The sequence below is a fragment of the Streptomyces sp. TP-A0356 genome (assembly GCF_001417775.1).
In the GTDB taxonomy this organism is placed as follows: domain Bacteria; phylum Actinomycetota; class Actinomycetes; order Streptomycetales; family Streptomycetaceae; genus Streptomyces.
This window is the reverse complement of the sequence record NZ_BBZJ01000051.1, coordinates 1-14584: the sequence shown is the minus strand read 5'-3', so window position 1 is coordinate 14584 and position 14584 is coordinate 1. Positions and strand designations below refer to the sequence as shown.

1 pseudogene is annotated in these 14584 nt (G+C 73.6%); it reads left to right on the top strand.

Annotation, left to right across the window (positions count from 1 at the left end):
- Window positions 1-72: 72 nt before the first annotated feature.
- A pseudogene (locus ASC56_RS36925) lies at window positions 73-14584 on the top strand (type I polyketide synthase); the annotation flags it as partial.

The window sequence follows — 14584 nt, the reverse complement described above, 5'->3', positions numbered from 1 at the left end:
GTCGCGGCGGTGTTGGAGTCGGGGGCCGAGGACCAGGTCGCTGTTCGGGGTGGTCGTGTCTTCGTGCGTCGTGTGGTGCATGCGCCGGCGGTCGGTGTGGCGGGGGTGGTGTGGCGTGCGCCGGAGCGGGTGCTGGTCACGGGTGGTACGGGTGCGCTGGGGGCGCGGGTGGCGCGCTGGCTGGTGGGGCGGGGTACGCGTGAGCTGGTGCTGAGCAGTCGGCGTGGTCTGGAGGCGCCGGGGGCGGTGGAGTTGTGTGAGGAGTTGGAGGGTTTGGGTGTGCGGGTGGTGGTGGAGGCCTGTGATGTGGGGGAGCGGGAGGCGGTGGCGGGGTTGCTGGCCGCGTATCCGGTTGATGGGGTGGTGCATGCGGCGGGTGTGCTCGATGACGATGTGATCGAGGTGATGACGCCGCAGCGGCTGGCTTCGGTGGTGGGGGCGAAGGCTGTGGCGGCTGGGTTCCTGGATGAGCTGACGCGTGGCATGGATCTGTCGTTGTTCGTGGTGTTCTCCTCGATCGCGGGTGTGTGGGGCAGTGGGGGGCAGGGGGCGTATGCGGCGGCCAATGCGTATCTGGATGCGTTGGTGGAGGCGCGTCGGGCGCGTGGTCTGGTGGGGACGGCGGTGGCGTGGGGGCCTTGGGGCGGTACGGGCATGGCGGCCGGTGCCCAGGCGCAGGAGCTGCTTCGCAGGCGTGGGCTGTTCCCGCTGGACCCGGACGCGGCCCTTGCCGCTTTGACCCGGGCGCTCGAGGTCGGCGACAGCGCGGTCGTGGTGGCCGACGTCGACTGGGCCCGGTTCGCCCCGGCGTTCACCACCGGCCGCCCCAGCCCGCTGCTGTCCGCGCTTCCGGAGGCGGTCGCGGTCCAGGACGGCGCCGGAGCGGCGGCACAGGTCGCGACGGCCGGTACGGAGTTGCGCGAGCGGCTGGCCCCACTGGCCGTCGAGGACCGTGACGCCGCCCTGCTCGATCTGGTGCGCGGGCGTGCGGCGGCCGTACTCGGACACGCCGAACCGGCAGCCGTCCCCGCGGACCGCGCCTTCCGGGAGATGGGCTTCGACTCCCTGACCGCTGTCGAACTGCGCAACGAACTCACCCTGGTCACCGGTGTGACGCTGCCGTCCACCCTGGTCTTCGACCACCCGTCGCCCAAGGCCGTCGCCGCACACCTGTATGACGAGCTGTTCGGCTCGCGGACCGCCGCGGACCTGCCGCAGACAGCGGTCACGGCGAGCGACTCGGACCCGGTCGTCATCGTCGGCATGGGCTGCCGGCTGCCGGGCGGTGTGTCCGGCCCCGAAGACCTGTGGCGGATCGTCGCCGATGGACGGGACACGGTCTCGGGCTTCCCGGAGGACCGCGGCTGGGACCTGGAGGCGCTCTTCGAGGCCAGCGACACCCGGTCGGGTGGCTTCCTGCCCGAGGCTTCCCGGTTCGACGCGGCGTTCTTCGGCATCAGCCCCCGCGAGGCCCTCGCCGTCGACCCGCAGCAGCGGCTCGTCCTGGAGACCTCCTGGGAGGCTCTGGAGCGGTCCGGCATCGATCCGACCACGCTCAAGGGCAGCAGGACCGGCGTCTTCGTCGGGGCCGGCAGTTCCGGATACGGGTCGGGACTGCAGGAGTTGCCCGAAGGACTGGGCGGTCACCTGCTCACCGGCGGCGCGGGCAGCGTGGTGTCCGGACGCGTGGCGTACTCCCTCGGGCTCGAAGGGCCCGCCGTCACCCTGGACACCGCCTGCTCCTCCTCCCTGGTCGCCCTCCACCTGGCGGCGCAGTCGCTGCGGTCCGGCGAGTGCGACCTCGCCCTCGCCGGCGGTGTCACCGTGATGGCGAACCCGGGCGCCTTCGTCGAGTTCAGCCTTCAGGGCGGCCTCGCCCCCGACGGCCGGTGCAAGGCCTTCTCCGAGGACGCCGACGGCACGGGTTGGTCGGAGGGCGTCGGCGTCCTGGTGGTCGAACGGCTCTCCGACGCCCGCCGCAACGGTCATCCCGTCCTCGCCGTCGTGCGCGGCACGGCCGTCAACCAGGACGGCGCCTCCAACGGCCTGACGGCGCCCAACGGGCCGTCCCAGCAGCGGGTGATCCGCGCCGCGCTGGCGAACGCCGGACTCGTTCCCGCGGATGTCGACGCGGTGGAGGCGCACGGTACGGGGACCGTACTGGGCGATCCCATCGAGGCGCAGGCCCTGCTCGCGACGTACGGGCGGGACCGGCCGGAGGACCGGCCCCTCTGGCTGGGGTCGGTCAAGTCGAACATCGGCCACACCCAGGCCGCGGCCGGCGTCGCCGGCATCATCAAGATGGTGCTGGCCCTGCGTGAGGGCCTCCTTCCGCGGACCCTGCACTCCGAAGCGCCCTCCTCCAGGGTGGACTGGTCCGCGGGCGCCGTACGGCTGTTGGACGAGGCCGTAACCTGGCCCGGCACCGCCGACCGCCCGCGCCGGGCCGGCATATCCGCGTTCGGTGTCTCCGGCACCAATGCCCACGTCGTGGTCGAGGAGCCCCCGGCCGAGCCCGCCGAGCGTCCCCGGCCCGTCGGGGCGGCCGCCGACGCCACCGCGCTGCCGTGGCTCGTGTCGGCGCGCAGTGCCCAGGCCCTGCGTGGCCAGGCGGAACGTCTGCTCGCCCATCTGACCGAACAGCCCGGCCTCACGGCCTCCGACGTCGCCGCCACCCTGGCCACGACCCGCTCGTCCTTCGAGCACCGCGCCGTCGTCACGGGCACCGGCCGCGACGACCTGCTGCGCGGCCTCGCCACGATCGCCGCGGGCCAACCGTCCGCCGCCGTCGTCACCGGCGACACGCTGACCGAGGGCGGCACGGCCTTCCTGTTCGCCGGTCAGGGCACCCAGCGCCCCGGCATGGGCCGCGAGTTGTACGACATCTTCCCCGCCTACGCCGACGCGTTCGACGCCGTGTGCGAGCACTTCGACAGTCGGCTGACGCGCCCGCTGCGGGAGGTCGTCTTCGGTGACGACGCCGAGCTGCTGAACCGCACGGAGTTCGCGCAGCCCGCCCTGTTCGCCGTCGAGGTCGCCCTGTACCGGCTCGTCGAGTCATGGGGCGTGCGCCCCGGCCACCTGCTCGGGCACTCCGTGGGCGAACTGGCCGCCGCGCACGTGGCGGGCGTCTTCGGCCTGCCCGACGCGTGCCGTCTGGTCGCCGCCCGAGGCCGGTTGATGCAGGCACTGCCCGAGGGCGGCGCCATGGTGGCGCTGCAGGCATCCGAGGACGAGGTACTGCCCCTGCTCGCGGGCCACGAGCACGAGATGGGACTCGCCGCCGTCAACGGCCCCCGCTCCGTGGTGGTGGCCGGCGACGAGGAACCCGTGTTCGCGCTGGCCGCGCGTTTGGCGGCCGACGGCCGCAAGACCACTCGGCTGCGCGTCAGCCACGCCTTCCACTCGCCGCGCATGGAGCCCATGCTCGAGGACTTCCGGGCCGTGGCCGCCGGCATCAACTATGAGGCACCGCGCATCCCCATCGTCTCCAACGTGACGGGACTGCCCGTCGCCGACGGCGAGTTGAGCACTCCCGGCTACTGGGTGCGCCAGGTCCGGCAGGCCGTCCGCTTCGCCGACGGCATCCGGTGGCTGGAGCGCCACGGTGTCGACCGTCACCTCGAACTCGGCCCCGACGCCACCCTCACCGCCCTCGCCCAGGGCGGTTGGGCGGACCCGGGCCACCTGGCCGTGCCCGCGCTGCGTGACGACCGCCCCGAAGCGGTCGCGCTGATCGCCGCGCTGGGCGCCCTGCACACCCGGGGTGTGCCCGTCGACTGGCCGGCCCTGCTGGAGACGGTGGCCCCCGGCGCCCGCTCCGTGGAACTGCCCACCTACGCCTTCCAGCACCGGACGTACTGGCTCGACGTCCCCAGGGCCACCGGCGACCCGGCCGCCGCCGGACTCGCCGGCGCCGACCACCCCCTCCTGGCCGCGGTCGTGCCCTCCGCCATCGGCGACACAGTGGTGCTCACCGGCCGGCTCTCGGCCCGAGCACCGCAGTGGCTCGGCGCCCACCGCCTCGCCGGGGCCGCCGTGGTGCCCAGCACCGCCTTCGTGGAACTCGCACTGCGGGCCGGCGTCGACGCGGGCTGCGGACACCTGCGCGAACTCACCCTTGAGGCCCCGCTGGTCCTGCCCGAGGAGGGGGGAGTCCAGCTGCAGATACGTGTCGAGGAACCCGATGCCCACGGCGCCCGCGCCCTGGGCGTGTACGGACGCACCGAGGCTCAGGGCCCCGACGCGCCCTGGGTCCGGCACGCCGGAGGCGTGCTGACCGCGGAAGTCCCGGCGCCCACTGCCGGATTCGACTTCTCGGCCTGGCCGCCCGCCGACGCGGAGGAACTGTCCACCGACGGCCTCTACGAGCGGCTCGCCGCCGCCGGCCTCCACTACGGCCCTCTCTTCCGGGGACTGGGGGCGGCCTGGCGGCGCGGCGACGAGGTGTACGCCGACGTCGCCCTGCCCGAGGGCGGCGAGACGGAGGCCGGGCTCTACGGCCTCCACCCGGCCCTGCTCGACGCAGCCCTGCATCCGCTCGGCCTCGGCGCCTTCGACGGCTTGAGCGAGGGACGCGTGCTGTTCTCCGCCGGTCACGTCTCCCTCCACGCCACCGGCGCCACCACCCTGCGCGTCAGGCTCGTACGCAGCGGGCCCGACACCCTGTCCCTGACGGCCGCCGACGCGATCGGCGAACCCGTCCTCGAGATCGACTCGCTGCTCCTGCGCCCCGTCCCCGCCCCGAGCGACGCGACCGTGGACCCGTCACCGGCAGCGCCCACCGCCGAACCGGTACGGACGCCCGCCCCGACGCGCCGCACGGCAGCCCGTGCCCAGGCACCCGGCAGCCTCCTGGAGCGACTGGCGGCCCGGCCGCCGGCCGAACGGGAACGCACCCTGCTCTCCACCGTCCGCGCCCAGGTGGCCGTCGTCCTCGGCCACGCTGGACCCGACGAGGTGGAACCCGCCCGAGCCTTCTCGGACCTCGGCTTCACCTCGCTGACGGCGGTCGAGCTGCGCAACCGGCTCAGCTCCGCCCTCGGCGTGACACTGCCCGCGACCCTGGTCTTCGACCACCCCACCCCCTCCGGACTGGCCAGGCACCTCGCCCACGACCTGTTCGGCACGGCGACGGACGGCGTGGCCCCGCCGGCGGCGCTCCCGGCCGCCGACGACGATCCGGTCGTCGTGGTGGGCATGGCCTGCCGCTACCCCGGCGGCATCCGCAGCCCCGAGGACCTGTGGGACCTCGTGGTCGCCGGAGCCGACGGCATCTCACCGCTGCCCACCGACCGCAACTGGAACCCGGAGCGCCTCTACCACCCCGACCCCGACCACCCCGGCACCGTGTACACCCGCGAGGGCGGATTCCTGCACGACGCCAGCCAGTTCGACCCGGTGTTCTTCGCCATCAGCCCCCGCGAGGCCCTCGCCATGGACCCGCAGCAGCGCCTGCTGCTGGAGACGTCGTGGGAGGCGCTGGAGCGCTCGGGCATCGACCCGGTCTCCGCGCGGGGCAGCCGGACCGGCGTCTTCGCCGGGGTGACCTACCAGGACTACGTCACCATCCTGGCCGCCGCCGAGGACAGCTTCGAAGGCTACGTAGGCACCGGCAACTCGCCGAGCGTCCTGTCCGGCCGCATCTCCTACGCCCTCGGCCTGGAAGGCCCGGCCGTGTCCGTCGACACCGCCTGCTCCTCCAGTCTCGTGGCGCTGCACCTGGCCGCTCAGGCGCTGCGGCAGGGCGAGTGCTCCCTCGCCCTGGCCGGCGGCGTCACCGTGATGTCGACGCCCGGATCCCTCATCGAGTTCAGCCGTCAGCGCGCCCTCGCGCCGGACGGCCGCTGCAAGCCGTTCTCCGCGGACGCCGACGGCGCGAGCTGGGCCGAGGGCGTCGGCATGGTCGTACTCGAACGGCTCTCCGACGCCCGCCGCAACGGGCACCCGGTCCTGGCCGTGCTGCGCGGCAGCGCCCTCAACCAGGACGGCGCCTCCAACGGACTGACCGCCCCCAACGGCCCGTCCCAGCAGCGGGTCATCCGCGCCGCCCTGGCCGCCGCCGGCCTGACCTCAAAGGACGTCGACGCGGTCGAGGCGCACGGCACCGGAACCACCCTCGGTGACCCCATCGAGGCGCAGGCGCTGATCGCGACGTACGGCCAGAACCGGTCCGACGATCGGCCGCTGTGGCTGGGCTCGCTGAAGTCGAACATCGGCCACAGCCAGGCCGCGGCCGGTGTGGGCGGCGTCATCAAGATGGTCATGGCGCTGCGCGAGGGCGTACTCCCGCGCACCCTGTACGCCGACACGCCGACACCGCACGTCGACTGGAGCGCCGGCGACGTCCGGCTGCTCACCGAGCAGCAGCCCTGGCCCGAGACCGGGCGCCCACGGCGGGCCGGCATCTCCTCCTTCGGCATGAGCGGCACCAACGCGCATGTCATCGTCGAGCAGGCTCCCGAGCAGGTCCCGACCGCGCCGGGCCACCCCTCGGACACGGACGGCGGGTCCGCTCTCCCGGTCGTGCCGGTCGTCCTCTCCGGCCGTACCGGGGCGGCCCTGCGCGAGCAGGCGGCACGGCTGCGGACGCAGCTGCGCGCACGCCCCGGACCGGCCCTCGCGGACGTCGCCTACTCGCTGGCCACCACCCGGTCCGCCTTCGAGTACCGCGCCGCCGTCCTCACCGGTGACCCCGGCGAACTCGACGAGGCGCTCGCCGCCCTCGCCGCCGACAGCGCTCCCGGCGTCCCCGGCGTCCCCGGCGTCCTCACGGCCATCGCTCCCAGCACCGCGGAACCGGTGCTCGTCTTCCCCGGCCAGGGCGCCCAGTGGGCCGGCATGGCCCGCGAACTCCTCACGGAGTCAGCCGTGTTCGCCGACCTCGTCGCGAAGTGTGAACAGGCCCTCAGCCCCTACGTCGACTGGTCGCTCACAGCGGTCCTGCGCGGCGACGAGGGCGCGGCCGATCTCGACCGGGTCGATGTGGTCCAGCCCGCGCTGTGGGCCGTCATGGTCTCCCTCGCCGGACTGTGGCGCTCCCTCGGCGTCCGCCCGGCGGCCGTGGTCGGCCACTCCCAGGGCGAGATAGCCGCCGCCTGCGTCGCCGGGGCCCTGTCTCTGGACGACGGCGCCCGTGTCGTCGCCCTGCGCAGCCGCGCCATCGTCGAGATCGCCGGCACCGGCGGCATGATGTCCGTGCCGCTGCCGGCCCACGAGGTGCGCGAGCGGATGAGCCCCTGGGCGGACCGCCTCGCCGTGGCCGCGGTGAACGGGCCGTCGTCCGTCGTGGTGTCCGGCGCCGCCGGGGCCCTGGACGAACTCTTCACGGTGCTGACCGACGACGGCGTACGCGCTCGCAGGATCGCCGTCGACTACGGGTCCCACTCCCCGCAGGTGGAACCCATTCGCGGGACCGTCCTCGACGCCCTCGCGGGCATCGAACCGCGGGACGCCGAGATCCCGTTCCGCTCCGCGCTCACCGGCCAGTGGCAGGACACCAGCGGACTCGGCCCCGAGTACTGGTACACCAACCTGCGCGAGACCGTCCGCTTCGAGGAGGCCGTGCGCGGTCTGATCGCCGAGGGCCACCGTACGTTCATCGAGGTGAGCCCGCACCCGGTGCTGGCCGTCGGACTGCGCGAAACTCTCGACGACAGCGACGCCGAAGGGGCCGTGCTCGGCTCGCTGCGCCGCGACAAGGGCGGCCTCGGCCAGTTCCTGACCTCCGTCGCCGAGGCGCACGTTCATGGCATCGCTCTCGACTGGGAAGCCGTCTTCGCCGGGACCGGCGCCCGGCGCACCGGCCTGCCGACCTACCCCTTCCAGCGCAGCCGCTACTGGCCGACCGTTCGGGAAGCAGCCGCGGCGGACCTGGCAGCGGCAGGTGCCCTCACCGCGGACACGGTCGAGTCCCGCTTCTGGGAGACCGTCGAGCAGGAGGACCTCGAAGCGCTCGCCGGCACCCTCGACGTACCGGCCGACGCACCGCTGAGCGCGTTCCTGCCGGCGCTGTCCACCTGGCGTCGCACCAGCCGCACCCGCTCCACCACCGAGGCGTGGCGCTACGGGGTCTCCTGGACTCCGCTGACCGAGCAGGCGGCCGGCACCCTCTCCGGCACCTGGCTGCTGCTCGCCCCCGCCGTCGCCGGGGGCCACGACGATGTGGTCACCGCGGCCGAAGACGCGCTCACGGCCGGCGGCGCCCGTGCGCTCCGCCGCGTCACCGTGCCCGACCGGGCCCTGGACCGTGAGGCGCTCGCCGCCCTGCTGCGGTCCGAACTCACCGCCGACGGCCCGGACCGCGACGGGACGCTCCCCGCCCCCGCCGGCGTGCTGTCCCTGCTCGCCCTCGACGAGCGGGCCCTCCCGGACCACCCGTCCGTCACCCACGGGCTCGCGCACACGCTCGCCCTCGTCCAGGCGCTGGGCGACCTGAACGTCGACGCCCCCCTGTGGTGCGCCACCCGCGGCGCGGTCGCCATCGCCGGCTCCGACCCGCTCACCAGCCCTGCCCAGGCACTCGTCTGGGGCTTCGGCAGGGTCGCGGCCCTGGAACACTCGGAGCGCTGGGGCGGCCTGATCGACCTTCCCACCGTTCTCGACGCACGCGCCGGCACCCGCCTGTGCGCCGTCCTCGCCGGCTCCGGCCACGAGGACCAGCTGGCGGTACGCCCCTCGGGCACGTTCGCGCGCCGACTGGTGCACGCCGGTGCGCCCATCGCCACGGCCGAGGAGTGGCGCCCGCGCGGTACCGTCCTGGTGACAGGCGGCACCGGCGCCCTCGGCGGTCACGTCGCCCGCTGGCTCGTCGATCGCGGAGCCAGGCACCTCATGCTCGTCGGCCGCCGCGGCGCGGATGCGCCGGGCGCCCGCGAACTGCGGGACGAACTCACCGCCCGAGGCGTCGACGTCACCCTCGCCGCCTGCGACGTGGCCGACCGCGACGCGCTGCGCGGCCTGCTCGACTCGGTTCCCGACGAGCACCCGCTGGACGCCGTCTTCCACGCGGCCGGCTCCCTGGACGACGGTGTGATCGACGCGCTGAGCCCGGCACGCATGGAGCCCGTGCTCCGCGGCAAGGCCACTGCCGCCCTGCACCTGCACGAACTCACCCGCGACCGGGACCTGTCCGCCTTCGTCCTGTTCTCCTCCACCGCGGGCGTCATCAGCGGCGCCGGACTCGGCAACTACGCACCCGGCAACGCCTTCCTCGACGCGCTCGCCCAGCAGCGCCGTGCGCAGGGCCTGCCCGCCACCGCCATCGCCTGGGGCCTGTGGGCAGACGGCGGCATGGTCGCGGACGCGGCCGGCGACCGTATGCGCCGTTACGGCGTCCACCCCATGGACACCGAGCCGGCCTGCGACGCTCTGGGCCGGGCCCTGGACGTCGACGACACCGCGGTCATGGTGACCGACATCCGCTGGGACACCTACGCCCCCGCCTTCACCGGCCCGCGCCCCAGCCATCTGCTCGACGAACTCCCCGCCGCCCGGAGTGCCCTGGAAGCCGCCCGCGAGTCGACCGCCACCGCCGCCGACTCCACATCGCTCCAGGCCCGCCTCGCCCGACTGCCCGAGTACGAACGGGCGGGCGCCGTCCTCGACGTCGTCCGCTCCTACGCGGCGAACGTCCTGTGCTACCCCTCGCCCGAGGCGGTCGAACCCGGCAGGCCCTTCACCGACCTGGGCATCGACTCGCTCAGCGCCGTCGAGCTGCGCAACGGGATGAACCGCGTCACGGGACTGCGCCTCCCGGCCACCCTCGTCTTCGACCACCCGACCTGCTCGGCGCTGGCGGACTTCCTGCTCGCCGAGGTCTCCGGAGCCGTTCCGGCAGAGGCCGAAGCCGAAGCCCCTCGCCGCCCCGCCGCGGCCCGCGACGACGAGCCCATCGCCGTCATCGCCATGGGCTGCCGGTTCCCCGGCGACGTCCGAACCCCGGACCAGATGTGGCGGATGCTGGTGGCCGGCGACGAGGCACTCGTGCCCTTCCCCGAAGACCGAGGCTGGGACCTGGATGCGTTGTACGACCCGGAGCCGGGCAAGCCCGGCACGGTGTACACCCGCACCGGTGGCTTCCTGAACGACGTCAGCGCCTTCGATCCGGCGTTCTTCAACATCTCGCCGCGTGAGGCGACGGCGATGGATCCGCAGCAGCGTCTGCTGCTGGAGATGGCGTGGGAGGCGTTCGAGCGGGCCGGTATCGATCCACGGACCCTGCGCGGCAGCCGTACCGGAGTCTTCGCCGGCACCAACGGCCAGGACTACACCGGCATGCTGGCCGCATCCCGGGAGGACTTCGAGGGCTACATGCTCACGGGCAATGCCGCGAGCGTCGTCTCCGGCCGGCTCTCCTACACCTTCGGGCTGGAGGGGCCGGCGGTGACCGTGGACACCGCCTGCTCCGCCTCCCTGGTCGCACTGCACCTGGCCGTCCAGTCGCTGCGTTCCGGCGAGTCGGACCTCGCGCTGGCCGGGGGTGTCACCGTCATGGCCTCGCCCGGTCTGTTCGTGGACTTCAGCCGGCAGCGGGGGCTTGCGGCGGACGGGCGGTGCAAGGCGTTCGCGGACGCGGCCGATGGCACCGGGTTCTCCGAGGGCGGCGGTCTGCTGCTGGTGGAGCGGCTGTCCGACGCCCGCCGCAACGGCCATCCGGTGCTGGCCGTGGTGCGGGGCTCGGCCGTGAATCAGGACGGCGCCTCCAACGGCCTGACCGCGCCCAACGGGCCGTCCCAGCAGCGGGTGATCCGTGCCGCGCTGGCGGACGCGGGTCTGCGTCCCGCCGATGTCGATGTGGTGGAGGCGCACGGTACGGGAACGAGGCTCGGTGATCCGATCGAGGCGCAGGCGGTGATCGCCACGTATGGTCAGGACCGGCCCGAGGGACGGCCGGTGTGGCTGGGGTCGGTGAAGTCGAACATCGGTCATACGCAGGCGGGTGCCGGCGTGGCGGGTGTGATCAAGATGGTGCTGGCGATGCGGCACGGGTTGTTGCCGGCGACGCTGCATGTGGATGTGCCGTCGTCTCATGTGGACTGGGAGGCGGGTGAGGTACGTCTGCTGACGGAAGGTCAGCGGTGGCGGCGGGATCCGGGACGTCCGCTCCGGGCGGGTGTCTCCTCCTTCGGTATCAGCGGCACCAACGCGCACGTCATCCTCGAATCCCCCGAGGAGAGCGCCGAGGAGAGCGCCGAGGGGCCCGGTGGCACCGACGCCACCGTGCCATGGGTGGTGACCGCGCGCAGCCGCACGGCACTGCGCGCCCAGGCCGAGCGACTGCTGAGCCACGTCCGCAACCACCCGGAGCACACCGTCGCCGACATCGGGCTGTCTCTTGCCGCCACCCGCGCGGTGTTCGAGCACCGCGCGGTCGTCCTCGGGCAGGACCGCGAGGATCTGCTCGAGGGCCTGCGCGCCGTGGCCTCGGGCGAACCGGGACCTGGCACGGTCACCGGGTCCTCCCGGGGTGAGGGCAAGGTGGCGTTCTTGTTCTCGGGTCAGGGTGCGCAGCGGCTGGGGATGGGCCGGGGGTTGTATGAGGCGTTTCCGGTGTTCGCGGAGGCGTTCGACGCGGTGGTGGCCGAGGTCGGGGCGGAGTTGCGTGGGGTGGTGTTCGGTGAGGATGCCGGGCTGCTGAACGAGACGCGGTGGGCGCAGCCCGCGTTGTTCGCGGTCGAGGTGGCGTTGTTCCGGCTGCTGGAGTCCTTCGGGGTGCGCCCGGATTACCTGGTGGGGCATTCGGTCGGTGAGTTGGCGGCTGCACATGTGGCGGGGGTGTTGTCGCTGGCGGACGCCTGCCGGCTGGTGGTCGCCCGTGGTCGGTTGATGCAGGAGTTGCCGTCGGGTGGGGCGATGGTTGCGGTGGAGGCTGCGGAGGAGGAGGTGTTGCTGCTGCTGGCGGGCCGTGAGGGGGAGGTGTCGGTGGCGGCGGTGAACGGGCCGCGTGCGGTGGTTGTTTCGGGTGTCGAGGCGGCCGTGACCGAGGTCGCCGAGCGTCTGTCCGCGCAGGGTCGTCGTACGAGCCGTCTGCGGGTCAGTCATGCGTTTCATTCGCCGTTGATGGAGCCGATGCTGGAGGAGTTCCGTCGGGTCGCGGAGAGCATCGACTACGGATCACCGCGGATGGCGGTGGTCTCCAATGTCACCGGTGAGGCCGCGAATGGTGGTGAGTTGGGGTCGGCGGAGTACTGGGTTCGGCATGTGCGGGAGGCGGTGCGGTTCGCTGACGGGGTTCGGTGGCTGGCCGGTCATGGTGTGACGCGGTTCGTGGAGGTGGGGCCGGACGGGACCCTGACCGCTCTCGCCCAGGCCTGTGTTCCCGAGGAGCGGGACGCGCTCTTCGTACCCGCCCTGCGCAAGGACCGCGACGAGCCGGACGCCCTGCTCGCCGCCCTCGCCCAGGCGTTCACCAAGGGCGTCGGAGTCGAGTGGGCCCGCGTCTTCGACGGTACCGGCGCACGCACGGCACAGCTGCCGACGTACGCCTTCCAGCGCCAGCGGTTCTGGCCCAAGCCGCCCGTCCTGCTGGGCGACATGAGTTCGGCGGGCCTGCGCGCGGCGGAGCACCCGCTGCTCGGTGCGGCCGTCGAACTCGCCGGCGGCGACGCCTACCTGTTCACCGGGCGGCTCTCCCTCAGCGGTCGGCCCTGGCTGAAGGAGCACGCGCTCACCAGTACAGCCCTCTTCCCGGCGACCGGGTTCCTCGACCTGGCCCTGCACGCCGGCGCGCACGTCGGCTGCGACCAGGTGGACGAGCTGACCATCCTCGCGCCGCTGGCCCTGCCCGAGCGCGGCGGCGTCCACGTACAACTCCGTGTGGAGGCGCCCGACGCGTCCGGTGCCCGCGCGCTCACCGTGCACGCGCGTACCGAGGACGCCGCGCCCGAGGATCCCTGGACCCTGCATGTCAGCGGCCTTCTCACCGGCGACCGGGCGGCACCGGCCGAGATGCCGTACGACTTCACCGTCTGGCCGCCCCAGGGCGCGGACCAGGTTCCGCTGGACGGCTTCTATGAGCGGTTCGCCGAGCGCGGCCACCTCTACGGCCCGCTGTTCCGGGGGCTGTCCGCCGTATGGATGCGCGGCGACGAGGTGTTCGCCGAGGTCGCGCTGCCCGAGAACGCCGATCCGGCCGCCGGGGCGTTCGACCTGCATCCCGCGCTTCTCGACGCCGCCCTGCACGCCGTGATGTTCGTGCCGATGAAGGACGCCGGGCGGTTGCCGTTCTCCTGGAGTGGGGTGCGCCTGGAGGCCGTCGGAGCCGGGGCACTGCGCGTCCGCATGGTTCAGACGGGACCCGAGTCCATCGGCCTGGCCCTCGCCGACCCGGCGGGCCGGACCGTCGCCTCCATCGCCTCGCTCACCCTGCGCGAACTCACCCGCGATGTCGCCGGATCCACCATCGGCGCCCCGCGGCAGCAAGGCCTGTACGAACTCGACTGGACGCCCGCGGTCACCGACGTCGAGGCCTCGGCCACGTCGTGGACCGTCGTCGGCGGCGACCACGCGCGTGACCTGGCCGCCGCGCTCGAGTCATCCGGCGCACCGGCGCGTGTGGTGCCCGATCTTGCCGCGCTCGCCGCGTCGGGTGCCGAGGTACCCGCAACGGTGCTGCTCGCTGTGCCGGCCACGGGCGGCAGCCGCGTGGGCGACGCGGAGGCCATCCGCGCCATCACGCACCAGGCGCTGGAGACCGTCCAGCGGTGGCTGGACGAACCGGCCTTCGCCCACGCCCGGCTCGCCGTCGTCACCCGCGGTGCCATGCGGGTCGACGCCCGGCCCACGGACCCCGTGCAGGCCGCCGTGTGGGGGCTCGTGCGGTCGGCCCGCTCGGAGAACCCCGGCCGGTTCGCCCTGGTGGACCTCGACGGGACACCCGCCTCGGCGGCCGCCCTGCCCGGCGCTCTCGGTGGTGACCGGCTCGAAGTCGCCGTCCGGGACGGCGCGGTGACCACGCCCCGGATCGTTCCGCTCGCCACGGACGGTGTCCTGGTGCCGCCGGCCGGTGCGGAGGCGTGGCGGTTGGGTGTCGAGCGGAAGGGCACCCTGGAGGGCCTGCGGCTCGTGCCGTGTCCGGAGGTGACGGGGCCTTTGGGGCCGCGTGGTGTGCGGGTGTCGATGCGTGCCGCGGGTGTCAACTTCCGTGATGTGCTGACCGTGCTCGGTATGTATCCGGGTGAGGTGACCGCGATCGGGCTGGAGGGTGCGGGTGTGGTCACCGAGGTCGGTGCGGAGGTCACCCATGTCGCGCCGGGGGATCGGGTGATGGGCATGTTCGCGGGGGCGTTCGGTCCCGTGGCGGTGGCCGACGAGCGGATGGTCGCGCGTATCCCGAGCGGCTGGTCGTTCGCGGAGGCGGCCACCGCACCCATCGTCTTCCTCACCGCCTACTACGCCCTGGTGGATCTGGGGGGTGTGCGTCGGGGTCAGTCGGTGCTGGTGCATGCGGCGGCCGGTGGTGTGGGTTCGGCGGCGGTGCAGTTGGCGGGGTATCTGGGTGCTGAGGTGTTGGGGACGGCGAGTCCGGGGAAGTGGGGGGCGCTGCGGGAGGCGGGGGTTGCGGAGGCGTGTATCGCTTCTTCGA